This window comes from Streptomyces sp. NPDC029292, assembly GCF_055569295.1.
Genome location: NZ_JBVHXR010000003.1, coordinates 587,502 through 613,004, shown reverse-complemented (window position 1 = coordinate 613,004; position 25,503 = coordinate 587,502). Strand labels below are relative to the sequence as shown.

General features: G+C 71.5%; 18 protein-coding genes. 14 read left to right on the top strand and 4 right to left on the bottom strand.

Annotated elements, in window-relative coordinates; genetic code table 11:
• Nucleotides 1–63 precede the first annotated feature (63 nt).
• From ACZ4WS_RS11025 to ACZ4WS_RS10985, 9 genes are all read left to right on the top strand, one after another.
• Complete coding sequence (locus ACZ4WS_RS11025; RefSeq protein ID WP_467979195.1) at nucleotides 64–885, top strand: IclR family transcriptional regulator; 822 nt, start codon at nucleotides 64–66, stop codon at nucleotides 883–885.
• Nucleotides 886–1,144: 259 nt separating this feature from the next.
• Nucleotides 1,145–2,230, top strand: a complete 1,086-nt coding sequence (locus ACZ4WS_RS11020; protein WP_467979193.1) for an S-(hydroxymethyl)mycothiol dehydrogenase — start codon at nucleotides 1,145–1,147, stop codon at nucleotides 2,228–2,230.
• Nucleotides 2,227–2,871: an MBL fold metallo-hydrolase gene (locus ACZ4WS_RS11015; protein ID WP_467979191.1), complete on the top strand. Its 645-nt coding sequence runs from the start codon at nucleotides 2,227–2,229 to the stop codon at nucleotides 2,869–2,871. Before ACZ4WS_RS11020 ends, ACZ4WS_RS11015 begins: the two co-directional genes overlap by 4 nt.
• 33 nt (nucleotides 2,872–2,904) lie before the next feature.
• Nucleotides 2,905–5,427, top strand: coding sequence for a GcvT family protein (locus ACZ4WS_RS11010; RefSeq protein WP_467979190.1), 2,523 nt, complete (start codon nucleotides 2,905–2,907; stop codon nucleotides 5,425–5,427).
• A gap of 21 nt (nucleotides 5,428–5,448) precedes the next feature.
• Nucleotides 5,449–6,603 (top strand): N-methyl-L-tryptophan oxidase, encoded by a 1,155-nt coding sequence (gene solA / locus ACZ4WS_RS11005; protein WP_467979188.1) that lies wholly within the window; start codon nucleotides 5,449–5,451, stop codon nucleotides 6,601–6,603.
• Between the two features lie 11 nt (nucleotides 6,604–6,614).
• Nucleotides 6,615–7,745, top strand: a complete 1,131-nt coding sequence (locus tag ACZ4WS_RS11000; RefSeq protein ID WP_467979186.1) for an aromatic ring-hydroxylating oxygenase subunit alpha — start codon at nucleotides 6,615–6,617, stop codon at nucleotides 7,743–7,745.
• Entirely contained in the window at nucleotides 7,738–9,204 is a 1,467-nt protein-coding gene (locus tag ACZ4WS_RS10995; protein WP_467979184.1) for an aldehyde dehydrogenase family protein, read from the top strand. Before ACZ4WS_RS11000 ends, ACZ4WS_RS10995 begins: the two co-directional genes overlap by 8 nt.
• Before the next feature lie 76 nt (nucleotides 9,205–9,280).
• Nucleotides 9,281–10,861, top strand: a complete 1,581-nt coding sequence (locus ACZ4WS_RS10990; protein WP_467979182.1) for an APC family permease — start codon at nucleotides 9,281–9,283, stop codon at nucleotides 10,859–10,861.
• 37 nt (nucleotides 10,862–10,898) lie between these two features.
• Entirely contained in the window at nucleotides 10,899–12,449 is a 1,551-nt protein-coding gene (locus ACZ4WS_RS10985) for a GMC family oxidoreductase (RefSeq protein WP_467979180.1), read from the top strand.
• A gap of 77 nt (nucleotides 12,450–12,526) precedes the next feature.
• On the opposite strand, the gene ACZ4WS_RS10980 is transcribed toward ACZ4WS_RS10985, so the two are convergent.
• The 4 genes from ACZ4WS_RS10980 to ACZ4WS_RS10965 all read right to left on the bottom strand — a co-directional run bounded on the left by ACZ4WS_RS10980 (nucleotide 12,527) and on the right by ACZ4WS_RS10965 (nucleotide 20,797).
• Nucleotides 12,527–17,356 carry a hypothetical protein gene (locus ACZ4WS_RS10980; RefSeq protein ID WP_467979178.1) on the bottom strand — a complete coding sequence of 1,610 codons (4,830 nt, stop codon included), beginning with the start codon at nucleotides 17,354–17,356 and terminating at the stop codon, nucleotides 12,527–12,529.
• A gap of 39 nt (nucleotides 17,357–17,395) precedes the next feature.
• The gene (locus tag ACZ4WS_RS10975; RefSeq protein WP_467979176.1) at nucleotides 17,396–18,274 is read right to left on the bottom strand and encodes a hypothetical protein; all 879 of its coding nucleotides are present in this window, start codon (nucleotides 18,272–18,274) and stop codon (nucleotides 17,396–17,398) included.
• A gap of 69 nt (nucleotides 18,275–18,343) precedes the next feature.
• Nucleotides 18,344–19,870 (bottom strand): hypothetical protein, encoded by a 1,527-nt coding sequence (locus ACZ4WS_RS10970; RefSeq protein WP_467979174.1) that lies wholly within the window; start codon nucleotides 19,868–19,870, stop codon nucleotides 18,344–18,346.
• Nucleotides 19,871–20,092: 222 nt separating this feature from the next.
• A complete protein-coding gene (locus ACZ4WS_RS10965; RefSeq protein ID WP_467979172.1) occupies nucleotides 20,093–20,797 on the bottom strand; it encodes a GntR family transcriptional regulator in 705 nt (234 codons plus the stop codon).
• Nucleotides 20,798–21,020: 223 nt separating this feature from the next.
• Between ACZ4WS_RS10965 and ACZ4WS_RS10960 the strand changes: the two genes are divergently transcribed.
• The 5 genes from ACZ4WS_RS10960 to ACZ4WS_RS10940 are packed head-to-tail and all read left to right on the top strand — an operon-like array spanning nucleotide 21,021 to nucleotide 25,485.
• Nucleotides 21,021–22,340: an MFS transporter gene (locus ACZ4WS_RS10960; protein ID WP_467979170.1), complete on the top strand. Its 1,320-nt coding sequence runs from the start codon at nucleotides 21,021–21,023 to the stop codon at nucleotides 22,338–22,340.
• The gene (locus ACZ4WS_RS10955) at nucleotides 22,337–23,164 is read left to right on the top strand and encodes a putative hydro-lyase (RefSeq protein ID WP_467979168.1); all 828 of its coding nucleotides are present in this window, start codon (nucleotides 22,337–22,339) and stop codon (nucleotides 23,162–23,164) included. Before ACZ4WS_RS10960 ends, ACZ4WS_RS10955 begins: the two co-directional genes overlap by 4 nt.
• A 28-nt stretch (nucleotides 23,165–23,192) precedes the next feature.
• Nucleotides 23,193–23,951, top strand: coding sequence for a LamB/YcsF family protein (locus ACZ4WS_RS10950; RefSeq protein WP_467979166.1), 759 nt, complete (start codon nucleotides 23,193–23,195; stop codon nucleotides 23,949–23,951).
• Nucleotides 23,952–24,001: 50 nt separating this feature from the next.
• The gene (locus ACZ4WS_RS10945; protein ID WP_467979285.1) at nucleotides 24,002–24,619 is read left to right on the top strand and encodes a 5-oxoprolinase subunit B family protein; all 618 of its coding nucleotides are present in this window, start codon (nucleotides 24,002–24,004) and stop codon (nucleotides 24,617–24,619) included.
• Nucleotides 24,616–25,485, top strand: coding sequence for a 5-oxoprolinase subunit C family protein (locus tag ACZ4WS_RS10940; protein WP_467979164.1), 870 nt, complete (start codon nucleotides 24,616–24,618; stop codon nucleotides 25,483–25,485). Before ACZ4WS_RS10945 ends, ACZ4WS_RS10940 begins: the two co-directional genes overlap by 4 nt.
• The last annotated feature ends 18 nt before the right edge of the window (nucleotides 25,486–25,503 follow it).

Genomic DNA, 25,503 nt, shown 5'->3' with positions numbered 1-25,503 from the left:
TCACGTCAAGGGCTTCCCGCAGATGCGGCCCAAACAGGGCCGCCAGGTGGTGAGAGTTGAGCTATGACCCGCACGCAGAAGCAGGTTGAGCGGAACGAGGAGAATCCCGAGAGGCGGAACGGCAGGAGCACGGGCAGTGCCGTCCAGTCGGTGGACCGCGCGGTGAGCGTGCTGGAGATCCTCGCCCGGCTCGGCGAGGCGGGTGTCACCGAGATCGCCGACGAGCTGGACGTGCACAAGTCCACCGCGTTCCGGCTGCTTGGCGTCCTGGAGAACCGCGGCCTGGTCGCGCAGGCCAAGGACCGTGGGAAGTACTACCTGGGGGCGGCCGTACTGCGCCTCGCGGGCGCGGCGGCAGTGCGCCTCGACATCTCCCAGGAGGGCGTCCCGGTCTGTCGCGAACTCGCCGACGAGCTGGGCGAGACCGTCAACATCGCGGTCCTCGACGACGACGCGGCGGTCAACATCATGCAGGCCCGCGGCACCGCGTCGGTCACGGCGCAGAACTGGCTGGGCAGACGCACACCCCTGCACGCCACCTCCAGTGGCAAGGTGCTGCTGGCGCACATGCCGCCCACACTGCGCGAAGGCCTGCTCGCGCGCCCGCTGCCGCGCTTCACGGAGCGCACGATCACCGGCACGTCCGCGCTGCGCAGCGAGTTGGAGGCGGTGATCGACCAGGGGTACGGGATCACCCTGGAGGAGCTGGAGGTCGGCCTCACCGCGGTGGCCGCCCCGGTGCGCGCCCACGACGGCAAGGTCATCGCCGCGATCAGCGTCTCCGGGCCGGTGTACCGGCTGGGCCCGGACCGCCTGTCGGACCTCTCCAAGCGCACGGTGGCCGCTGCCGCTGAGCTGTCGCGCCGGATGGGGTACGGCTTCTGACGGAAGCCGTACCGGACACGAAACGGAGCCCGAAACCGCACCGGACACGGCCGCAGGCGGAAACCCCACGGGGCGCGGAACACAGCGCGGGGCCAGGAATCACCTGGCCCCGCGTTTCTGTGTGTCGGGCAGGTTTCGTCCGGCCCGTTCCTTTTGCCAAGGGTTAACTCGCACCTCTTGACGACCCCCTGACGGCGTTCTCAATATGTTCCTCATCGCGCAACCCATCGTGCATTGCGCAACAGCAGAGGAGCTTGTCGTGCCACACGAGGTCCGTGCCGTAGTCGCCGTCAAGAAGGGCGCACCCGTCGAGGTGCAGACGATCGTCGTTCCCGATCCAGGACCGGGCGAGGTGCTCGTCGCCGTACAGGCCTGCGGGGTCTGCCACACGGATCTGCACTACCGGGAGGGCGCGATCAACGACGACTTCCCGTTCCTGCTGGGCCATGAGGCGGCCGGCACGATCGAGGCGGTCGGCGAGGGTGTCACCGACCTCGTCCCCGGCGACTATGTCGTCCTCGCCTGGCGCGCCCCCTGCGGCACCTGTCGCTCCTGTCGCCGCGGCCGCCCCTGGTACTGCTTCGACTCCCGCAACGCCACGCAGCCGATGACGCTGCTCGACGGCACCCCGCTCAGCAACGCCCTCGGCATCGGCGCGTTCGCCGAGAAGACCCTGGTCGCGGCCGGGCAGGCGGTGAAGATCGACCCGGCCGCCCGCCCGGAGGCCGCGGGCCTGATCGGCTGCGGGGTGATGGCCGGATACGGCGCCGCCGTCAACACCGGCAACGTCGGCCGCGGTGACACGGTCGCCGTCATCGGCTGCGGCGGCGTCGGCAACGCCGCGATCGCGGGCGCCTGTCTGAACGGCGCCATGAAGGTCATCGCCGTCGACATCGACGACAAGAAGCTCGACCAGGCGGAGAAGTTCGGCGCCACCCACACGGTCAACTCGCGCGGCACGGACCCGGTCGAGGCCGTGCGCGCGCTCACCGACGGTTTCGGGGTCGACATCGCCATCGACGCGGTGGGCCGACCGGAGACGTACAAGCAGGCCTTCTACATGCGCGACCACGCGGGCGTGCTCGTCCAGGTCGGTGTCCCGGACCCCGAGATGAAGATCGACCTCCCGCTGATCGACCTGTTCTCGCGTGGCGGCGCCCTCAAGTCGTCCTGGTACGGCGACTGCCTGCCGAGCCGCGACTTCCCCTTCCTCATCGACCAGTACCTGTACGGGCTGCTCGACCTCAACGCGTTCGTCAGCGAGACCATCGCCCTCGACCAGGTCGAGGAGGCGTTCGCGAAGATGCAGCGCGGTGAGGTGCTGCGGTCCGTGGTGGTCCTGTGAGCCGAGCGGAGAGCCACACGGAGACCCACGCGGTACGGATCCAGCGCGTCGTCACCTCGGGCACCTTCAGCCTGGACGGCGAGACCTTCGACGTCGACAACAACGTCTGGCTCGTCGGCGACGACGAAGAGGTACTGATCGTCGACGCCGCCCACGACGCCCGTACGATCCACGAAGCCGTCGCGGACCGCAGGGTCACGGCCATCGTGTGCACCCACGCGCACGACGACCACATCGACGCGGCGGCCGAGCTCTCCGTGCTGACCGGCGCGCCGGTCCTCCTCCACCCCGACGACAACGAGCTGTGGTCCTTCGCGCACCCCGCCCGCAAGCCGGACGGCGAGCTCACGGACGGCCGCATCCTCAGCGTCGCCGGCATCGAGCTCCAGGTGATCCACACCCCCGGCCACACCTGGGGCAGTTGCTCGCTCTACGCCCCGTTCCTGGACACGGTCTTCACCGGGGACACCCTCTTCCACGGCGGCCCCGGAGCGACCGGCCGCTCCTACTCCGACCGGCCGACCATCGAGGCCTCCATCCGTAACCGGCTCCTCACCCTCCCCGGTAGCACGGTCGTCCGCACCGGACACGGCGAGGACACCACCATCGCCGCCGAGCGGCCCAACATCACCACTCCCTAAGCGCGTTCACTCCCCACCCCGGCAAGGAGGGGCATGTCCAGCACGCCCGAAAACCGCCCCCAGGGTCCCCGCGTGGTCATCATCGGCGCCGGCATCGTCGGCTGCTCCCTCGCCGACGAGCTGACCGCCCGCGGCTGGACCGACGTCACCGTTCTCGAACAGGGGCCGCTGCCCGCCCCGGGCGGCTCCACCTCGCACGCGCCGGGCCTGGTGTTCCAGACCAGCCCGTCCAAGACGCTCACGGCGTTCGCCCGCTATACCGTCGAGAAGTTCAACTCCCTCCAGGTGGACGGGGTTTCCTGCTTCAACCCGGTCGGCGGCCTGGAACTCGCGACCACACCCGAGCGCCTCGCCGACCTGCACCGCAAGGCCGGTTACGCCGCTTCCTGGGGCGTGCGCGGCGAGATCGTCAGCGCGGCCCGCTGCAAGGAACTCTGGCCGCTCATCGATGAGTCGGCCGTCCTCGGCGGCTTCCACACCCCCGACGACGGCCTGGCCCGCGCCCTCTTCGCGGCCCGCGCCCAGATGGAGCGCGCGGAAAGCCGCGGCGTCCGCTTCCTGGACCGCCACACGGTCACCGGAATCGAGCGGGAGGACGGCCGAGTCACCGCCGTCGTCACCGACCGCGGCACCTTCCCCGCCGACCACGTCGTCTCCGCGGCCGGTTTCTGGGGTCCGGTGATCGGCCGCATGGCCGGAGTCGACGTACCCCTGCAGCCGCTCGCACACCAGTACGCGAAGACGAAGCAGCTCCCCGAGCTGGCCGAAGCCACCACCGAAGCCGCGGACGCCACCGAAGCCACCGAAGCCGCGCACGCCACGGAAGCCTCGAAGCCCATCCTCCGCTTCCAGGACCGCGACCTCTACTTCCGCGAGCACCACGACCGCATCGGCATCGGCAGTTACGCGCACAAGCCGCTGCCCGTGGACGCGTTCGGGATCCTCCCGTACGACGAGGCGCGCGCGAACGACATGGAGATGCCGTCCTCCTACCCCTTCACCGAGGAGGACTGGGCACCGAGCTGGGACGACTGCCGCCGGCTGATGCCCGCCCTGGGTGAGACGGAGATCGAGGAGGGCTTCAACGGCGTCTTCTCCTTCACGCCTGACGGCATGCCGGTGCTCGGCGAATCGCGAAAGCTGCGCGGCTTCTGGCTCGCCGAGGCCGTCTGGGTCACGCACTCCGCGGGTGTTGCCAAGGCCGTCGCCGAATGGATGGTTGACGGACGCGCCTCCATCGACCTGCACGAATGCGACCTCACGCGTTTCGAGGAAGCGCAGCGTTCACCGTCGTACGTCCGTGAACGCGGTTCACAGCAGTTCGTCGAGGTGTACGACGTCCTGCACCCCCTCCAGCCGATGGAGCAGCCGCGCCCCCTGCGCGTCAGCCCCTTCTACGCCCGGCAGCAGGAACTCGGCGCGTACTTCCTGGAGGGCGGCGGCTGGGAGCGCCCGCACTGGTACGAGGCGAACGCCCCGCTCGTCGACGCCCTCGGCCCCCTCCCCGAGCGCGACGCCTGGTCGGCCCGCTACTGGTCGCCCATAGCCGCCGCCGAGGCCAAGGCGACCCGCGAAAACGTCGCCCTGTACGACATGACCCCGCTGCGCCGCCTCGAAGTCACCGGCCCCGGCGCCCTCGGCTTCCTCCAGCGCATGACCTCGAACAACCTCCGCAAGAAGCCGGGCGCGGTCACCTACACCCTGCTCCTGGACGAGACGGGCGGCGTCCGCTCCGACCTCACCGTCGCCCGCCTCGCCGCCGACCGCTTCCAGGTCGGCGCCAACTCCCCCACCGACCTGGACTGGCTCACCCGGCACGCCCCTGACGACGTGCAGATTCGCGACATCACCTCCGGCACCTGCTGCATCGGCGTCTGGGGCCCGCTCGCCCGCGACCTCGTCCAGCCGCTGACCCGCGACGACTTCTCGCACGAGGGCTTCGGCTACTTCCGTGCGAAGGAGACGTACCTCGGGCACGTCCCGGTGACGGCGATGCGTCTGTCGTACGTCGGCGAGCTGGGCTGGGAGCTGTACACAAGCGCCGACCTGGGTCTGAGGCTCTGGGACACATTGTGGGAAGCGGGGCAGCGGCACGGCGCGATCGCGGCCGGGCGCTCGGCCTTCAACTCCCTTCGCCTCGAGAAGGGTTACCGCGCCTGGGGCGTCGACATGACCGACGAGCACAATCCGTACGAGGCGGGCGTCGGCTTCGCGGTCCGTATGGACAAGGACGGCTTCGTCGGCCAGGAGGCGCTGCAGGGCGTCCTGCACGGCCTCGCCGGATCGGAGCCGACGCGCAGGCTCACCCCTCTCCTCCTCGACGACCCCGCCGCCGTCGTCCTCGGCAAGGAGCCCGTGTACGTCGACGGCGCCCCCGCGGGTTACGTCACCAGTGCCTCGTACGGCTACACGCTGGGCCGCTGCGTCGCGTACGCCTGGCTGCCGGCGCTCGCCACCGGCACCGGCGTGCACATCGAGTACTTCGGTGAGAAGGTCCCCGCGACCGTCGCCGAGGAGCCGCTCTTCGACCCGAAGATGACCCGCATCCGCCGCTGACCCGCTCTCAGGAGGCCTACTGTGTCCCCCACTTACGACGTGATCGTGATCGGTCTCGGCGGCATGGGCAGCGCCGCCGCCCACCATCTGTCCGCGCGCGGCGCCCGCGTGCTCGGACTGGAGAAGTTCGGCCCGGTCCACAACCGCGGTTCCAGCCACGGCGGTTCGCGCGTCACGCGGCAGTCCTACTTCGAGGACCCGGCGTACGTACCGCTGCTGCTGCGCTCCTACGAGCTGTACGACGAGCTGGAGCGGGCGACCGGCCGTGAGATCGCCACGCTCTGCGGTGGCGTGATGGTCGGCCGCCCCGAATCGCGGACCGTCTCGGGCTCGCTGCGCTCCGCGACGCAGTGGGATCTGCCCCACGAGATGCTGGAGGCGAAGGACATCCGCCGCCGCTTCCCGACACTGAACCCGTACGACGACGAGGTGGCACTCTACGAGGAGAAGGCGGGACTGGTCCGCCCCGAGAACATGGTCGCGGCCCACCTCCAGCTCGCCACTCAGCAGGGCGCCGAGCTGCACTTCGAAGAGCCGATGACCCGGTGGGAGCCGTACAAGGACGGTGTACGCGTCCACACGAGCGAAAGCACGTACACCGCGGGCCAGTTGGTGATCTGCCCGGGTGCGTGGGCGCCGCAGCTGCTCACCGACCTCGGGGTGCCGTTCTCCATCGAACGGCAGGTCATGTACTGGTTCCAGCCGAAGGGCGGGGTCCAGCCGTTCCGCCCCGAGAACCACCCGATCTACGTCTGGGAGGACGCGGCCGGAGTCCAGGTCTACGGCTTCCCGTCCATCGACGGGCCGGAGCTGGGCGCCAAGGTCGCCTTCTTCCGCAAGGGCGTCGAGTGCACCCCGGAGAACATCGACCGGACCGTGCACGAGGAGGAGATCCAGGCCATGGCGGATCACATGTCCCGGTGCATCCCCGACCTCTCGGGCACCTTCCTCAAGGCCGCCACCTGCATGTACTCCAACACCCCCGACGAGCACTTCATCATCGCCCGGCATCCCGCGCACCCCGAGTCCGTCACCGTGGCCTGCGGATTTTCCGGGCACGGCTTCAAGTTCGTGCCGGTCGTCGGCGAGATCCTCGCCGATCTGGCCCTGACCGGCAGCACCGAGCATCCGATCGGGCTGTTCGACCCCCACCGCCTCGCCGCCGCGCCCGCCTGAGGAGTACGCACGTGACGACGACCCCCGTCTCCCCCAGCTTGATCAGCACCCTCCCCGGGCACTACTACACCGACCCGGAGATCTTCCGTCAGGAGCAGGAGCGGCTCTTCGAGTCGATGTGGTTCTGCGCCGTCCGCTCCGCCGATCTCGCGAAGCCCGGCGCCTTCCGCACCGTCCAGGTAGGCCGCGAGAGCGTCCTCATCACCCGCTCCCGCACCGGCGAGCTGCGCGCCTTCCTCAACATCTGCCGGCACCGCGGCGCCCAGCTGTGCACCGAGGAGTCCGGCGAGGTCCGCCGCAACCTCCAGTGCCCCTACCACGCCTGGACCTACGACCTCGACGGCAAGCTGGTCGCCGCGCCGAACCTGGTCAAGATGCCGGACGTCGACCGTGTCGAGTACGGCCTGGTCAAGGTCGCGCTGCGGGAGTGGCTGGGCTACGCCTGGGTGTGCCTGGCCGACGCGCCGCCCTCCTTCGAGGAGACGGTGATGGGCGCGGCCGTCGAGCGGCTCGGCAACGCGGCGGCCATCGAGCACTACGGCACCGAGAACCTCGCGCTCGGCAGGCGCATCACGTACGACGTGAAGGCGAACTGGAAGCTGATCGTCGAGAACTTCATGGAGTGCTACCACTGCGCGACGATCCACCCCGAGCTCACCGACGTACTCCCGGAGTTCGCGGACGGGTACGCCGCCCAGTACTACGTCGGTCACGGCGCGGAGTTCGGCGAGGAGATCAAGGGGTTCACGGTCGACGGCAGCGAGGGCTTCGCCAAGCTCCCCGCGGTCTCGGACGACCAGGACCGCCGCTACTACGCAATCACTGTGAAACCCACGGTCTTCATCAATCTGGTCCCGGACCATGTCATCCTGCACCGCATGTTCCCGCTCGCCGAGGACCGCACGGTCGTGGAGTGCGACTGGCTCTACGCGCCGGAGGTCGTGGAGTCCGGCGCCGACGTGTCCAAGTCGGTCGAGCTCTTCCACCGCGTGAACGAACAGGATTTCGAAGCCTGTGAACGTACGCAGCCTGCGATGACATCGCGGGCGTACCGGAACGGTGGTGTGCTGGTTCCGACCGAGCATCACATCGGGATCTTCCATGAGTGGTTGATCACGCAATTGGGAGGCCCCCGTGCCTGACCTCTACATTGACGGCTCCTGGCGGGGTGCACTCGACGAGCGCACCCGGGAGATCCGCTGTCCCGCCGACGGTTCCCTGGTCGGCGTCGTCGACGAGGCGGGCGGCAAGGACACGGTCGAGGCGATCGCCGCCGCGCGGCGCGCCTTCGACGAGGGCCCGTGGCCGACGACCCCGGCGCCGGACCGCGGTGACCTGCTGCTGCGCGTCGCCGACCTCCTCTTGCGCGACAAGGAAGCCCTCGCCCGCGCGGAGTCGCTGGACACGGGCAAGCGGCTCGTCGAGAGCGAGTACGACATCGACGACATCGCGAACTGTTTCCGCTACTTCGGGCGGCTGGCCGCCGCCGAGACGGGCCGGGTCGTCGAGACGGGGACGGCGAGCGTCGACAGCCGGGTCGTGTACGAGCCCGTCGGGGTCTGCGCGCTGATCACGCCCTGGAACTACCCGCTGCTGCAGACGGCGTGGAAGGTCGCCCCCGCGCTCGCCGCGGGCAACACCTTCGTCCTCAAGCCGAGCGAGCTGACCCCGCACACGGCGATCCATCTGATGCGGCTGCTGGAGGAGGCCGGGCTCCCGGCGGGGGTGGCCAATCTGGTCCTGGGCGCCGGTCCCGAGGCGGGCGCACCGCTCGCCGACCACCCGGACGTGGACCTCGTCTCCTTCACGGGCGGTCTCCAGACCGGCCGCCGGCTGATGGCCGCCGCGGCCGGGACGGTCAAGAAGGTCGCCCTGGAACTGGGCGGCAAGAACCCCAACATCGTGTTCGCGGACGCCGACTTCGACACGGCGGTCGACATGGCGCTGACCGCCGTCTTCCTGCACTCCGGGCAGGTCTGCTCGGCGGGCGCGCGGCTGCTGGTCGAGGACTCGCTGCACGACCGGTTCGTCGACGAGGTCGTACGCCGGGCCGCGGAGATCCGCCTCGGCGGACCGTTCGACGAGCGGGCGCAGACCGGTCCGCTGATCTCGGCGGCCCATCGCGCCAAGGTCGAGACCTACGTCGAGCGGGGCATCGCGGAGGGCGCGGTGCTGCGGTGCGGTGGCGCGCGGCCGTCCGGGCCCGACTTCGACGAGGGCTTCTACTATCCGCCGACCGTGCTGGACGAGTGCACGGGCGACATGTCCGTGGTCCAGGACGAGTCCTTCGGGCCCGTGCTGACCGTGGAGCGCTTCACGAGCGAGGCCGACGCCGTCCGGCTCGCCAACGACACCATCTACGGGCTCGCGGGCGCCGTCTGGACCACCGACGCGGCCAAGGCGCAGCGGGTCGCGGCCCTGCTGCGGATCGGCACGGTGTGGATCAACGACTACCACCCGTACGTCCCGCAGGCCGAGTGGGGCGGATTCAAGCAGTCCGGCTTCGGGCGCGAGCTCGGGCCTTCCGGTCTGGCCGAGTACCGCGAGGCCAAGCACATCTGGCGCAACACCGACCCTTCCCCGCAGGGCTGGTTCGCCTGAGGCTCCACCTCCCCATCCAAGATCCCGGCACCCGCAACGAGCCGAGCTCCCTCACCCCTCCCCCAGGAGTCCGCTCATGACGACAACCACACAGCCATCCGAGCAGCCACCATCCGGCCAACACGGCCACGACGATGCCGAGTTGGCCGAGTTCGGGTACAAGCCCGAACTCAAGCGCACCCTAGGCAACTTCCACACCTTCGCCGCCGGCATCAGCTACATCTCCATCCTCACCGGCACGTTCCAGCTCTTCTACTTCGGCTACGGCAGCGGCGGTCCCGCCTACTGGTGGTCCTGGCCGATGGTCTTCATCGGGCAGTTCATGGTCGCGCTGTGCTTCGCGGAACTGGCCGCCCGCTATCCCGTGGCGGGCTCCGTCTACAACTGGTCGAAGAAGATAGGCAATCCGCATCTCGGCTGGCTCGCGGGCTGGATGATGCTGATCGCGTCGATCGTGTCGATCTCGGCCGTGGCGCTCGCCTACCAGCTGACGCTGCCGCAGATCTCGTCGGCGTTCCAGTTCGTCGGGGACGGCACCGGCAAGTACGACGTGGCGACGAACGCGGTCGTCCTGGCCACGGTCCTCATCCTGTTCACGACCTTGGTGAACGCCTTCGGCGTGAAGCTGATGGCCACCATCAACAGCGCGGGCGTCTTCATCGAGCTGGTCGCCACGGTCGTGCTGATCGTCCTGTTCGCCGTGCACATCACGCGCGGCCCGCAGGTGGTCATGGAGACGAACGGCACGGGGACGGGCCACCAAGCCGGGTACCTGGGCGCGTTCCTCGTGGCCTCACTGGCGTCCGCGTACGTCATGTACGGCTTCGACACCGCCGCCTCGCTCGGCGAGGAGTCCCTGGACCCGTCCCGCAACGCCCCGCGCGCCATCATCCGCGCCATCGTCGCCTCGTTCATCCTCGGCGGACTGGTGCTGCTGCTCGCGCTGATGAGCGTCTCCAGCCTCAAGGGCGACAAGCTGTCCACGGACGGGCTGCAGTACATCGTGCTCGACGTGCTCGGCCCGACGGCCGGCAAGGCGATGCTGTGGTGCGTGCTGATCGCGGTCACGGTGTGCGCGCTCGCGGTGCACACGGCGGCGATCCGGCTGGCCTTCGCGATGTCCCGGGACAACAACCTGCCCGCGTCCTCGCTCATGGCGCGGGTCAGCCCGCGCTTCCAGACCCCGGTGCTCCCCGCGGTGATCATCGGCGTCCTGGCGGTGGCGATCCTCGTCGTCAACATCCGCCAGCCGCAGATCTTCACCGTGGTCACCAGTATCGGCATCATCATGATCTACCTCGCCTATCTCGGTGTCACGGCGCCGATGCTGGTGGCCCGGCTGCGCGGCAAGTGGGAGCCCGCGGGCGACGGCAAGTTCTCGCTGGGCCGCTGGGGCCTGCTCGTCAACATCGTCGCGGTGGTGTGGGGCGCGGCCATGACGATCAACCTGATCTGGCCGCGGGCCGAGGTCTACAACGCCGCCGCCCCGTTCCACTGGTACCTGCGCTGGGGCGCGGTCCTGTTCGTCGCGGTCATCGCCGGCGGCGGCTTCGCCTACTACTGGTTCGTCCAGCGCCACAAGACCGGCGTGCTGGAGGAGCACCGGCTGCAGAGCGGTTCCGCAGCGGCTCACGTCGGCGCACCCGCGACCGACTGAATCCCGGCTACAAGGAGTACAAGGAGGTCAACTCCCCATGAACGTCGATGAGTTCGACTATGTCGTGGTCGGCGGCGGCACCGCGGGCAACGTGGTCGCGGCCCGGCTCTCCGAGGACCCGTCCGTCACCGTGTGCGTCCTGGAGGCAGGGCCCAGCGATGTCGGCGACGACGATGTCCTGAAGCTGGAGCGCTGGATGGGCCTGCTGGAGTCCGGCTACGACTGGGACTACCCGGTCGAGCCGCAGGCCAGCGGCAACAGTTTCATGCGGCACGCCCGCGCCAAGGTGCTCGGCGGCTGTTCCTCGCACAACTCCTGTATCGCCTTCTGGGCGCCCGCGGAGGATCTGGACGACTGGGCGGCGGGGGGCTGTACGGGCTGGAGCGCGGCCGAACTCTTCCCGCTCTACCAGCGGCTGGAGTCGAACGACGCTCCCGGCGACCACCACGGCCGCACCGGCCCGGTGAAGCTGCGCACGCTGAAGGGCGAAGACCCTTGTGGCACCGCCCTGTTGGAGGCGTGCGCGCAGGCGGGCATTCCCACCACCGCTTTCAACACCGGTACGACCGTGGTACGCGGCGCCAACTGGTTCCAGATCAACTCCGACGAGAACAACATCCGGCAGTCCTCGTCGGTGGCGTATCTCCACCCGGTCATCGGCAAGCGGCCCAACTTGGAGGTGCGCACCGGAGTACGGGCCAAGAAGCTCGTCCTCGAAGGACGCCGCTGCGTGGGCGCCGAGTACCTCGACCCGGACCTGATCCACACACGGACGGTACGCGCCCGCCGCGAGGTGATCGTGTCCTGCGGGTCCATCGACACGCCGAAGCTGCTGATGCTCTCGGGCATCGGACCCGCCGAGCAGCTGCGCGAGGTCGGGGTCGAGGTCGTGGTGGACTCGGCGGGCGTCGGCGAGAACCTCCAGGACCACCCCGAGGGCGTCATCATGTGGGAGGCCAAGCAGCCGATGACCACCACGTCCAGCCAGTGGTGGGAAGCGGGCATCTTCTACGACACCGAACCCGGCCTGGACCGGCCGGACTTGATGTACCACTACGGCTCGGTGCCGTTCGACATGAACACCGCGCGGTGGGGCTATCCGACGTCCGAGAACGCGTTCTGCCTCACGCCGAACGTCACGCGCGCGAAGTCACGGGGCACGGTGCGGCTGCGTACCCGCGACTACCGGGACAAGCCGATGGTCGACCCGCGTTACTTCACGCACGAGCACGACGTGCGCGTGATGACGTACGGGCTGAAGCTCGCTCGGAAGATCGCGGCACAGCCCGCGCTGGGCGGCTGGGCGGGTGCGGAGCTTGCTCCCGGCCCGGACGTCCGCACGGACGACGAGCTGCTCGACTACATCCACAAGACCCACAACACCGTCTACCACCCGTCCTGCACCGTGAAGATGGGCGCGGACGACGACGCCTCGGCCCCGCTCGACGCGCGGCTGCGGGTCAAGGGGGTCGACGGTCTGCGGGTCGCGGACGGCTCGGTGATGCCGGATCTCATCTCCGTCAATCCGTGCATCACGACGATGATGATCGGCGAGAAGTGCGCGGATCTCTTGAAGGAGGACGTGTAGACCGAGCGCCCTGTGAGGGGCGTGGGGAACTGCGCGACCAGCCACAAACGGCCCGCAGTTCCCCACGACCGTACGTCCTACGAGGCACTCGGCGCCGGGCGCTTGAACATCCGCGTCGCCGTGATCTCGGTGTGCACGACTTCCCCGGCGGGAGCCTCACGCGGCAGTCCCGGCCGCAGGTGTTCCTCCACGCTGATGTACTTCAGCCCGGCGCGCAGGTCGGCGTCGTTGCGCAGCCGGATGACGAGCGGGAACTCGGCGAGCGCGGTCGTGTCGAACAGGCCGGTGGTGTAGAGGAGTTGGACGCCCAGCGCGTCGGAGACGGCCCGCTGGAGCTCCAGCAGATACGTCGCGTTGGCGCGCCCGATGGGGTTGTCCAGGAACAGCGTGCCGGCGTGCCGGTGCTTGTCGCGGCCCCGGTCGTTGCTGCGCAGGGCCGCCATCGTGCAGTACAGCGCGATGGCGGCGGTGAGCAGCTGGCCGCCCGAGAAGACGTCGCCCATCTGTCCGACCGGGACACGTTCGGCGCGCAGTACGGCGTCCGGCTTGAGGATCTCGACGGCGACACCCTTCGGCTGGAGCGCGGCACCGACCCCGCGCAGCAGCAGCGACATGCCGTCGCGGCGCATGTCCGAGTTCTTCTTGACCGCCGCGCGGGTGGCTTCGTCGACCACCTCGCCGAGCCGCTCGGTGAGCGTGGCCTGGTCCGGCTCCTCGAAGCGGATGCGCAGGAACTCCTGCCCCGACCACTCACCGAGCCCTTCGGGGAGCCGGGACAGCCGCTGCGCGGACCGCAGGGTCGCCAGCGCCGACTCGACGAGCCCGCGCAGCCGGTCCACGATCGAGTCCCGGTTGCGCTCCAGCTGCTCCAACTCGTCGGTGAGGACGCGCAGTCGGGGTGCGAAGGCGTCCGCCCACTTCTGGGCGTGCTCGGGCAGCGCGGACGCGGGCAGCTCGCGGATCTGCTGCCGGGCGGGGGTGCGCACCTGCTCGTAGCGCGTGGAGTTGGCATGCCGTACGAGGATGTCGCTCGCCTCGCGCACGGCGGCCTCGGCGGCGGACAGGTCGGCGGCGCAGCCGCGCAGCGAACGGCGGGCCTCGGCGGCGGACTGACGGGCCTCTTCGAGGGTGCCCGGGTAGGGCTCGGGCTCCTCCTGCTCGTCGTCGGAGTGTTCACGCAGCAGGTCACGGAGCAGGGCGGCGGTCTCGTCGAAGCCGCCGGCCGCGTCCTCGGCGGCACGGTGGGCGGCGAGCAGCTCGGCGTGGGACTCGCGCGCCTGACTCAACGCCTCCGTACGCGAGGCGAGTTCACCGGTGGCGGTGCGCAGCAGGCTCTGCGCGTGCTCGGCGTCGCGCGGGAGCAGCTCCTCGGACAGCTCGGTGTGCACCTCGCCGTCCTCGGGCGCGTGCCGCTCCGCCTCGCCGCGCAGCCGCCCGAGCTGCTCGCTCGCGGTCGACATACGGGTCTCCAGGAGCTGCACCAGCTCCTCGGCGCGGGCGGCCGCGGCCTGCCGGGACGGTCCGTCGGAACCGTCCGGCGACTCCAGGAGCTGCGCCGCGCGCGTCCGCACCTTGTTGCTGAGCCGGTCCCACTCGGCGAGCGCCGCGCTCTCGTCGCTCTCGGCCCGCGCCTGCTCGGCCCGCAGATCGGCGCCGACGCCGACCTTCTCGTACAGCTGGGACGCGGCCCGGTAGGCCTCGCGCAGGGCGGGCAGCGACGACTTCGCCGCACCCGTCTCGTCCTCCGGTACGTCGTCGGGGGCGCCCGCGATCTCCGCGCGCTCGGCGCGCAGCGCGCGGGCCGTGCGGCGGGCGTCGTCGGCGGCGCGCTGGGCGGCGCGGCGGTCCTCGTCGGCAGCGCGGGCACGCTCCAGGCAGACCTGGGCGCGGGCCTCCGACTCCGTTGCCTCGTCGGCGAGTTCGCGCAGTTGGACCTGCCATCCGGCACGCTCGCGCAGCCGGAAAGCGAGCCCGGCGAGCGCGTCGGCGGCGCGCCGGGCCCGCTGGGCGGCCTCCTGACGCTCGTCGCGTACGAGCGCCGCCTCGGCGGCGGCCTCGTCGGCCTCGGCCCGCACCGTGCGCGCCTCCGCGAGCTCGGCCTCGGCCTCCTCGGCGAACGTGCGCGCGTCCAGGGCGGCCGCGGCGAGCTCGACGAGCCGCCCCGCGGGGCAGCCGGTGCGCCAGGACGCGAGGCGCGCCGCCAGCTCGCGGTCCTTGCCGAGCCGGGCCGCGAGCGCCCGGATCTCCTCGTCGCGCCCGCTCGCGCGGGCGCGTAGCGCCTGCCGTTCCTCGTCGGCGGCGTGCTCGTCGTGCATCGCCGGGTTCGGGGGTACGAGGAAGACACCGCTGTCGCCGGCGTCGGGGGCCGGGGTCGGGGCGAGCAGCGCGGCGGCCGTGCCGACGGCGACGGCGGACCGTGGCAGCAGAGCGGCGTCGGTGAGCGCCTCGCGAGCCCGCGCGTGTGTGTCGGGGTCGGTGATGATCACGCCGTCGACCAGCTCCGGCCTCGCGGCCAGCACGCGCGCGTGGTCGGCGGGGTCGACGGCCTGCGCGAGGTAACGCCAGCCGGGCAGGGCGGGGATCCCATGCTCGCCGAGGTACTCGACGGTGGCCAGGACATCCGGGCCGGGCGGCAGCAGCCCGCCGTCGCCGAGCGCCCCGAGGATGCGTGCGTCGTCCGCCGCGGCGGTGCGCAGCTCGAAGAGCTGCCGCTCTGCGGCGGCGACACCGTCGTCGAGGAGTTCGCGGAGTTCGTCGGCGTAGTGGTCCAGCTGCTCGGCGGTGAGGGGGTCTTCCGCCGCGGGCCGGGCGTCGGCCCGCGCCCCGTCGGCGCCACCGCCCGAGCGGGCCGCCACCGCGCCGCCCACCTGGCCGCGCCCGTCTGCTTGGAGTTCGCCGTCGTCGGCGCCGGGGCGCTGTCGCGCCGTACGGGCACCACCCTGGCTGTCGTTGCCGACGCCCTCGGCTGCGCTGCCTCCTGTCTGTGGCACCGCCGCGCCCGCGGCAGTCCCGTCGCCTCCCGCTCGCGGCACCGGCACGCCCCGACGCCCCGCGCCGAAGGCGCCCGGCAGGCTCAGCAGCTCCGCCAGCCGCTCCTCCCCCGCCAGCGCCTCAGCGGTGCGCCGCTCTGCGTCGTAGGCCCGCTCCGCCGCCGTGGCGGCGTCCGCCGCGCGGGCCGCCGTCAGCTCGGCCCGGGATTCCGCGGAAGCCGCCTCGCGGGCGTGCTCCGAGGCGCGCCGCGAGGCCTCGCGGGCGGTGTCCCAGGCCGCGACGGCCGTCTTCTCGGCGTCGCTGGCGGCCAGGGCGGCCCTGGCCGGGTCGGCGTCGGGGGCGCTGTCGTCGAGCCAGCCCGCGCGGACCGCCTCGGCGGTCTCCTGCTCGACCTCGGTCAGACGCTGACGCAGATGCCCGATCTCGCTGCGGGCGCGCTGTGCGGCGGTGGCAGCGGCGGTCGAGTCGGCATACGCGGTCTCGCCGACCTCCTGGATCCCGGCGGACCGCTCTTCCTCCTCGTTGGCGAGCGCCTCGGCGCCCTCGGCGGCGCGGTGCAGGGCTCGGACGAGGTCGACGGCGGCCTTGGCCCGCGCGGCGAGCGCCGGTGCGGCGTCCCGCTCGGCCTCGCGGATCGCGGCGGCCACGCGCGCGGAGCGGTCGGCGGCGGCGCGGTGCCGCAGCACAGCCTCGGCGGCCTGCCAGGCCGAGTGCAGCGTGCGCGCGTCGGCCAGCTCACGCTTCTGCGCGGCGGCGGACTTCTCGGCCCCGGCGAGCGCCAACGAGGCGTGGCGGTAGGCGAGTTCGGCCGCGATCAGGGAACTGCGCTCGCGGGCGCCCTCGGCATGGGTGACGGCGTACGCGGCGGCGGTCACGCGCTGCGCGAGTTCGCCGGAGCGTACGCGCTCCTGCACGGCCCGCGCGGACAGCCGCCGCGCCAGCGTCCGCGTGCGCCGCTCGGCGCCCGCATGGATGTCACGCGCGCGTGCCCGTGCCTCGGCGGCCTCGACGATCCGTCCGAGCAGGTCCGCGGACCCGGCCGTGAAGTCGCGCTCGGCGATGAGCTCGGCGCGCCGTCCCAGCTTGTTACCGAAGCCACCGACCAGGTCGGCGAGCCCGTCCGTGTCCCGGGTGTCGGTGACCGCGCGCAGCAGCAGGTCCGTGAAGTCGGAGTCCTTCTTGACCGCGAAAAGCCCGGCGGCCTCGCCCTCGTCCGCGTTCATCTCCCGCTGGTAGCGGAAGAGTTCGGGGTCGAGGCCCAGGTCGCCGAGGTGCTCGTTCCAGCGGTCGTGGATCTCCTCCCAGTGCACTTCGAGGTGCGGGTACGCCTTGCCCGCCTCGGTGATCGCGTCCCGGAAGCCCTTCATGGTGCGCCGCCGCCCCTGCGCACCGGACGCGCCCTCGACGGGCGGCCGTACGGCGGTGGACTCGGCGACCGGCAGATTGTCCAGGCTCAGCCCGGGGCCGGGCCGGAAGGAGTACCAGGCCTCCGCGAACTTCCGTGGATCATTGGAGACTTGCCGCCCCCGCCATTCGCTCGCCTTGCCGACCACGACGCACTCGCCGGTCAGCGTGTGCTGCCATTCCAGCGCGACATGCCCGCAGTCGTCGGCGAGCAGGAACTTGCGCAGCACACCGGAGCTGGCGCCGCCCAGCGTGTTCCGGTGGCCCGGCAGCATCACGGAGAAGATCAGCTTGAGCAGGACCGACTTGCCGCCGCCGTTCTCCAGGAAGAGCACGCCCGCGGGTGCGGGCCGGCGCGGCGGCCCGACGGGCTCCTCCTCGAAGAACTCCGCCTGGGTGGGCGCGGGGTCGGGCACCGGCTCGCCCACACCCCGCAGGTCAAGCACGGTGTCGGCGTAGCGCGCACCGGCAGGCCCGATGGAATAGAGGCGGACCCGGGACAGCTCGTACATGGCGGCGGACTCTCGTAGTCGTCAACGAAGTGGGGGCGGTCAGGAGTGGAACGGCAGTCCGGCACCGGCCGCCAGTTCCAGGTCGTCGGTGTCCTCGGCGGGCAGCAGACTCGCGGTGCCGTCGGTCACCGGGACGATGCCGAGCTCGAGCAGCTCGGCCATCGCGGCACTGCCCGCCATGTCACGGACCTGGAGCTGGTAGCGGGCCGTCGTCCGGTACGTCCCGCCGGCGTCGTCCCCGGTGCGCTGCAGGAACCCTGAGTCGGTGAGAAACGCGACGGCCTTGGCGACGATGCCGGTGGTCGAACCGGCCAGTCTTCGCGCGTCCTTGGTGGCGCCGGTGGAGCTGCGCCGGGCCCAGATGCGCCAGGCCGCCTCCAGTCCGGGCGCGTCCGTGGCCGGGTCGGTGTTCTCGCCGTGTTCCTCCGCCCGCTCCTCCAGACGGCGACAGGCCTGCCGTACGAACGCGTCGACGCCGTTGACCGAGACGCGCCCGATGTACCCGTCGTCCGCGAGGTCCTCGGGCCGCGGGAACGCCATCGCGGCGACGGCGAGGTGGGCGAGCCCGTGCAGGAAGCGGTCCCCCGAGTCGGCCGACGCACGACGCGCGTAGTCGCCCATGCGGACGGCGAACACGGAGTCCTCGGCGGCGGTCACCGCCATCCCCGCGCGCGGGGACACCTCCAGGACGACAAGGCCGAGCCCGGCGGCCACGGCGTCGGCGAGCCGCGCGAACGGCGGGTCCTCGCGGTAGCGGCGCAGCAGCTCCGCGTACTCCTGGTCGCGCGCGGGCTGCAGCTTGGGCTGCAGCCCGAAGGCGACGAGCCGCGCCGCGTCGGCGGCGTCGGCGGGGGTGACGGGGGCGTTCGCCGGTGCGGCGACGGCCTCCGGCTCACTCCACTCGACGTGCTCGGTCACGACTGGGGCTCCTTGTTCGGCTGGTGCTTCATCACGTACGTCACTGTCCTGCGACTTCCGTCCGGACGGTCATGCTGCTTCCGTCCGGTCCGCCGCCATCCCGGCCGCGTCCAGCAGAGCCATCCCCACGATGAGATCCGCCCCGCCGAACTCCGGATCATCCAGCTCGGTCCCGTCGTCCACGGCGAACAGCAGTTTCTTCTCGCCCTGCCGGTAGGCGGTACCGACCGGCGGACTGGCCGCGTGCACGGCCAACAGCGCGACCAGGTACGGCAGTTCGGGATCCCGGCGGCGCGCCTCCGCGAGCAGCCCGGACAGCCGCCGCGGGGCATCCGCGGGCAGATCGAGCAACTCCATCGCGCTCGCCAGCTGCTCCTCGCTGAACCGGCTGTCGTCGGGAGTGGCGATGAGATCGGGCTCGGGCATCTCCGCACCGAGGTGCTCCCGCTCCAGGGGCGGCGTCAGCAGTATGTCGACGAGGTCCCCGACGCGTACGGCGACGGGTGTGCGCAGCCCCGTCCCGCGAGCGAAGAAGGCGTCGGTCACGCGCAGCGCCTGCGCCACGGGCAGTGGCAGCACGGGCGCGACGAGGTGGCCGTAGAGATCGATCCCCGAGGTCGTCATGGGCGTGGCGAAGGCCTGCCGGTCCTGCTCGGCGCGGAACAGCGGCCCGGCTTCCAGCAGCCGGGACTGGAGCTGCGTATGCCTGCGGATGCAGTCCTTGACGATGTCGACGAGCTCGGCGGCGCGGCGCTTCTGCTCGGGGTCCTCGGACTCGTCGCGGGCCTTGCGGATGTTGGTGAGGATCGCGTTCTCGTGGCGGTAGCGGTCGGCGACGTGGTCGAGGGCCTCCGCGATCATGTCGGGCACGGCCTGGAGCCAGTCGACGGCGCGCACATTGCGCCGGGTCGCGTCCAGTGCCCTGCGGAGCGTCTCCGAGTACTGCACGGTCCGGTACCGGGCCTGCTCGGCGGCGAGCTGCGCGTCGGCGAGCCGGCCGCGGCTGATCAGCACCTCCAGCTTGACCTCGGCGGCGATCTGCGCGCTGGTGACGTCGGTGTCGAGGGCGCCGACGAGGACGTTGACCGCTTCGTCCGTCGTACGGAGATAGACGCTTCCCCCGTATCCGGGCACCTCTTCGATGAGCTTGAAGTCGTAGTCGCGGCGCACATAGGAGCCGTCGGGGGCGAACGTGCCGTATACGGCCCGGAAGCCTCGGTCGACGCTGCCGACGTTGATCAGGTTCTCCAGGACCCAGCGGGCCACGCGCTCGTGCTCGGCGACGGGCCGCTGCGGGGCCTGGGCGGCGATGCGCGGGATGAGCCTGGCCACTATCTGGTCGTGGTCGGCACCCGTGTCGAAGTCCATGTTCAGTGTGACGAGGTCGATGGCGGCGAGGGCCACCTCGGCCATGCCGTACACCGTGTACTCACCCGCGAGGTTCGCCTTGCGCACGTCGAGGTCGTGCAGCGGCGCGGTGCAGGCGAGCGCGCGCAGCCGCCGAGCCAGGCCCTCGTCGGCGGCCGGGCCCGGAGCGGGGCGCGGCCCCGCGCTGAGCTGGGGCGGAACGCTGTCCGTCGATGCAGGCGAAGTCACGGTGCACAGACTAGGTCCTCGGTCTGACAACGGTCGAAACGACGCAGAAGCGACCGGCCGTCACAGCCGGTCATGGCCTTCGGCTTCGTGATCGCGCAGTGATAGGCAGTGATCCGGTTCGCGCACTGATCCGCGGTGATCCTCGGTGACCGTCGCCACACAGCCGCGGAACGAGTCGTCGTCCCGTACCCCGCACCGGTCCCGCACCCGTCCCGTGGCGCCTCAGCCGATCCCCTGCCCGCCGTCGGCCACCCGCCGCCCGTACACCGCCACGAGCCCCTGCAGCGAGTCGTCGAGATAGACCGCGAGCAGCTGCTCGGCCGCGTCCCGGTCGCCCGCCTGGAGGGTCCGGAGGATCTCCTGGTTGCGCGCGAGGTACGGCTCGTGCAGCCGCCGAGGGTCGTCCACCACATGGAAGGCGAGGCGGAGTTCGGCGAAGACGCTGCGCATCAGCTCGTCGGTGCGGGCGCTTCCGGCGAGCGCGACCAGCTCCCGGTGGAAGTGGATGTTGGCGGTGGAGACGCCTTTCCAGTCACCTTCGCCCGCCGCCCGCCGCCCGTCCCCGACCGCCTTGGCGAGGCCGTCCACGGCGTACGGCGGCTTGCCGAGCTCGCGGACCACCGCGCACTCGACGAGCCGGCGGGTGCCGTAGATGTCCTCGACGTCCTCGACGGTCAGCACCCGCACGAAGACCCCGCGGTTGAGCTCGTGCACCAGCAGCCGCTCGTGCGTGAGCAGCCGGAACGCCTCGCGCAGCGTGTTGCGGGAGACGCCGAGCGCCCCGCCGATGCTGTCCTCGGACAGCCGCGTCCCGGGCGGGAAGTAGCCCTCGGCGATGCGGCTCCTGAGGATGTCCGAGACCCGCTCGGCGGTGCTGGTGCGGCCCAGCAGGGCGCGATCGTCGGCCAGTTCCGTCAGCTCTGCCATGCCCGGAATTCAATCGCAGATACAAGAACGAAACAACATAGGTATTGAGGGATTGTTCAACGATCCTCTACCTTGACGTTCAGGCGCCGGCCTCACGACCGCATCGCACGACGGCATCACACCGCTCCGCACCGCTCCGCACCGCACCGGCGCCGAGCACTTCCCGCACGGCATGGCACGGCTCAGTCCTCAAGCACCCTCCGTCCCTCACTGCGAGGTGCCCATGAGCACGACCCCTCCACCCCAGGCCCTGACCGCCGACACCCCGTCCGGCGCGGATGAACTCACCGCCCAGGAAGGCCCGTTCGCCTGGCTGCAGGCGCTCGGTCCGCGGGGCCGCCGCGCCTTCGCCGGCGCGTTCGGCGGCTACGCCCTCGACTCGTACGACTACTTCACACTGCCGCTGAGCATGGTCGCGCTGGCGGCGTACTTCGGCCTGGACAGCGGCCAGACGGGCCTGTTCACCACCGTCACGCTGGTCGTCTCGGCGGTCGGCGGCGCGATCGCGGGTGTGGTCGCGGACCGGATCGGGCGCGTCAAGGCGCTGATGATCACCGTGGCCACCTACGCGGTGTTCACGGTGGCCTGCGGTTTCGCGCCCAACTACGAGACGCTGCTGGTGTTCCGGGCCCTTCAGGGTCTCGGTTTCGGCGGCGAGTGGGCGGTCGGCGCGATCCTGGTCGCCGAGTACGCGAGCGCGAAGCACCGCGGCCGCACGCTCGGCGCGATCCAGAGCTCCTGGGCCGTCGGCTGGGCGCTGGCCGTGATCGTCTACACGCTGGTGTTCCAGTTCCTCGGCGACGACCTCGCCTGGCGCGTGATGTTCTGGACCGGCGCGCTCCCGGCGCTGCTCGTCGTCTGGGTGCGCCGCCGGGTGCACGACGCTCCGGAGGCGGCCGCCGAGCGCCAGAAGAGCGCCCAGAAGGGGTCGTTCGCGGCGATCTTCAGGCCCGCCACGGCCGATGCTCCCGGCCTGCTGCGCACCACGTTCTTCGCGGTCCTGCTGTCCACGGGCGTCCAGGGCGGCTACTACACGCTGGCCACATGGGTGCCCACGTACCTGAAGACGGAGCGCGGACTGTCCGTCGTCGGCACCGGCAGCTATCTCACATTCCTGATCTCCGGGGCCTTCATCGGCTACCTCACGGGCGGTTACCTGACCGACAGGCTGGGCCGCAAGCGCAACATCCTGCTCTTCGCGATCCTCTCCGCGGCCTGCATCCTCGTGTACGCCAACATCCCCAGCGGTGCCAACACCGTTCTCCTGGTGCTCGGTTTCCCGCTCGGCTTCTGTATGTCGGCGATCTTCAGCGGCTTCGGCTCGTTCCTCAGCGAGCTGTACCCCGCGGCGGTGCGTGGCACGGGGCAGGGCTTCACGTACAACACCGGCCGCGCGGTGGGCGCCGCCTTCCCCACAGCGGTCGGCTTCCTGGCCGACAGCTGGGGCGTGGGCGGCGCGCTGGTCTTCGGCGCGATCGGCTACGCCCTCGCCGCCCTGGCGCTGATCGGGCTCCCCGAGACTCGCGGGAAGGAACTCCTGTGAACGACACCGTCCAGGACCGTCCGTTCGACCTCCTTCTCGACGGGGACACACGCGCGTGGACCCCCAAGAAGGCGCGCGCCCAGTTCCGTTCGGGCGCGTCGGGCCCCACCGCCGGAGTCGCCGCGGGCCACACCCAGGCGAACCTCATCTCGGTGCCCGCCGACTGGGCGTACGACATGCTGCTGTTCTGCCAGCGCAACCCGAAACCGTGCCCGGTCCTCGACGTCACGGACGCCGGTTCCTGGACCACTCCGCTCGCTCCGGGCGCTGACCTGCGCACCGACCTGCCGCGCTACCGGGTGTGGGAGCACGGCGAGCTGGCCGACGAGCCCACGGACGTGGTCGCCCACTGGCGCGACGACCTGGTCTCCTTCCTCATCGGGTGCAGCTTCACCTTCGAGTGGGCGCTGGCCGAGGCGGGTGTCCCGATGCGCCACATCGAGCAGGGCCGCAACGTCTCCATGTACGTGACGGGGCGCCAGTGCCGCCCGGCGGGGCGGCTGCACGGCCCCATGGTGGTGTCGATGCGCCCGGTCCCGCCGGAACATCTGGCCGCGGCGATCAGGGAGAGCAGCCTCCTGCCCGCCGTGCACGGCAGCCCGGTGCACTGCGGCGAGCCGTCCGGCCTGGGCATCGAGGATCTCTCGCGCCCCGAATTCGGCGATCCGGTCGACGCCGCACCGGACGACATCCCGGTGTTCTGGGCCTGCGGGGTGACGCCCCAGGCGGCCGTGATGGCCTCCCGACCACCGTTCGCGATCACCCACGCACCCGGGCAGATGTTCCTCACGGACACCCGTGACGAGCAGTACCGCGTGGCCTGAGCAGCAGAGACAGGAGAGACAGCACCTCATGACCCCGATCGATCTCAACGCCGACCTCGGCGAGGGCTTCGGCCGCTGGCGGCTGACCGACGACGAACAGCTGCTGTCCGTCGTCACCAGCGCCAATGTGGCCTGCGGCTTCCACGCCGGGGACGCGGCCACCATGCGACGGGTGTGCGAGCTGGCGGCCGAGCGGGGCGTACGGATCGGCGCCCAGGTCTCCTACCGCGACCTGGCGGGGTTCGGGCGGCGCGCGATGGACGTGCCTTCCGACGAACTGGCGGCCGAAGTGGCCTACCAGATCGGCGCCTTGGAGGTCTTCGCGCGCGCGGCGGGCTCGCGCGTGTCGTACGTGAAGCCGCACGGCGCGCTCTACAACCGCGTCGTGCACGACGAGGAGCAGGCGGGGGCGGTCGTCGACGGCGTCCTGCTCGCGGGCACCGGCCTGCCCGTCCTCGGCCTCCCGTCGTCCCGTTTCCTGAAGCTGGCCGAGAAGGCCGGACTGCCCACCGCCACCGAGGCGTTCGCGGACCGCGCCTACACCGAGGAGGGCACCCTCGTGCCGCGCACCCGGGACGGCGCGGTGATCACGGACGCCGAGGCGGTCGTCGAACGCTCGGTGGGCCTCGCCCGCTGCGGCACCGTGACGGCACACTCCGGGGAGCGCATCCGGGTCCGCGCCCGCTCCCTGTGCCTGCACGGCGACACCCCGGGCGCGGTGGACCTGGCCCGCCGGGTCCGCGCCCGGCTGGAGTCCTCGGGCGTCCGCGTGGAGGCGTTCGTATGAGGGCACAACCGGGCGGCGTTCGTATGAGGGCACAACCGGGCGGCGACCGTATGAGGGCGCTCCCCGTCGGCGACCACGCCCTGCTCGTCGAGGTCTCCTCGGGCGACGCGGCCCAGGCCCTGCACGCCGAACTGCTGCGCCGCCGCGCGGAGGGCTCCCTGTCCGTACGGGAGATCGTCCCCGCGGCCCGCACGGTCCTCCTGGACGGCCTGGACGACCCCGGGCACCTGGCGGACCAGCTCCCCACGTGGGTCATCCCGCCGCCGTCCGCACGCGCGGACGAGGCGATCGAGATCCCCGTACGGTACGACGGTCCCGACCTGGCGGATGTCGCGGCCCTGTGGGGTGTTCCCGAGCACGAGGTGCCGAAGATCCACGCGGCGGCCGAATTCCGCGTCGCCTTTTGCGGGTTCGCGCCCGGCTTCGGCTACCTCACGGGACTGCCCTCCCGGTACGACGTGCCCCGTCGGGCGACCCCGCGTACGACGGTTCCGGCGGGTTCCGTGGCGCTCGCGGGCCCGTACACGGGCGTGTACCCGCGCTCGTCGCCGGGCGGCTGGCAGCTGATCGGCACGACGGACGCGGTGTTGTGGGACCACGCGCGCGTGCCGGCCGCGCTGCTGGCTCCGGGAACCCGCGTGCGCTTCGTACCGGCGAGGCGCTCATGACGGACCGGGCCCTCTGCGTGGTGCGCTCCGGGGCCCTGACCACCGTCCAGGACCAGGGCCGCCCCGGCCACGCCCACCTCGGTGTCCCCCGCTCCGGCGCGCTCGACGCGCCCGCGGCGGCGCTGGCCAACCGGCTCGTCGGCAACCCCTCCGAAGCGGCCGTCCTGGAGACGACGCTCAACGGCTGTGCCCTGCGCCCGCGTTCGGCGGTCACCGTGGCGGTCACGGGTGCGCCGTGCCCGGTCACGGTGGACGGCCGTCCGGCGCCCTGGGGAGCGCCCGTACGGGTACCCGCCGAGGCCCTGCTGGACATCGGCACCGCCCGCGCCGGGGTGCGCAGCTATGTGGCCGTCTCCGGCGGAGTGGCCGTGGACCCGGTCCTCGGCAGCCGCTCGACGGACCTCCTCTCGGGCCTGGGCCCCCCGCCTCTCACCGATGGCATGGTGCTGCCCCTGGGACGCCCCGCCGCCCTCCACGCGCGCGTGGACATCGTCCCGCATCCCGGTCCGCCCGCCGAGCTGATCCTGCGGGTGACACCGGGCCCGCGCGACGACTGGTTCACGGCGGCGGCCCTGCGCACCCTGACGACCGGCACCTACCGGGTCTCCTCCGCGAGCAACCGCATCGGACTGCGTACGGAAGGGCCCTCACTGGAGAGGGCCGTTTCCGGCGAACTCCCCAGTGAGGGCATGGTGCTGGGCGCCGTCCAGGTGCCGCCCGACGGCAGACCGGTCGTCTTCCTCGCCGACCATCCGACCACCGGGGGGTACCCGGTGATCGCGGTCGTCCGCTCCACCGACCTCGCGGCGGCCGCTCAGGCGGCCTCCGGCACGCCGGTCCGCTTCGTGGCCGTACGCCGCCGCTGAAACGCCCTGCGCCGCCAC

Coding starts and splice junctions, on each gene's coding strand:
- ACZ4WS_RS11025 (WP_467979195.1), top strand. CDS start 64: ATGACCCGCACGCAGAAGCAGGTTGAGCGGAACGAGGAGAATCCCGAG.
- ACZ4WS_RS11010 (WP_467979190.1), top strand. CDS start 2,905: ATGTCCAGCACGCCCGAAAACCGCCCCCAGGGTCCCCGCGTGGTCATC.
- ACZ4WS_RS10990 (WP_467979182.1), top strand. CDS start 9,281: ATGACGACAACCACACAGCCATCCGAGCAGCCACCATCCGGCCAACAC.
- ACZ4WS_RS10985 (WP_467979180.1), top strand. CDS start 10,899: ATGAACGTCGATGAGTTCGACTATGTCGTGGTCGGCGGCGGCACCGCG.
- ACZ4WS_RS10980 (WP_467979178.1), bottom strand. CDS start 17,356: ATGTACGAGCTGTCCCGGGTCCGCCTCTATTCCATCGGGCCTGCCGGT.
- ACZ4WS_RS10965 (WP_467979172.1), bottom strand. CDS start 20,797: ATGGCAGAGCTGACGGAACTGGCCGACGATCGCGCCCTGCTGGGCCGC.
- ACZ4WS_RS10960 (WP_467979170.1), top strand. CDS start 21,021: ATGAGCACGACCCCTCCACCCCAGGCCCTGACCGCCGACACCCCGTCC.
- ACZ4WS_RS10950 (WP_467979166.1), top strand. CDS start 23,193: ATGACCCCGATCGATCTCAACGCCGACCTCGGCGAGGGCTTCGGCCGC.
- ACZ4WS_RS10945 (WP_467979285.1), top strand. CDS start 24,002: ATGAGGGCGCTCCCCGTCGGCGACCACGCCCTGCTCGTCGAGGTCTCC.
- ACZ4WS_RS10940 (WP_467979164.1), top strand. CDS start 24,616: ATGACGGACCGGGCCCTCTGCGTGGTGCGCTCCGGGGCCCTGACCACC.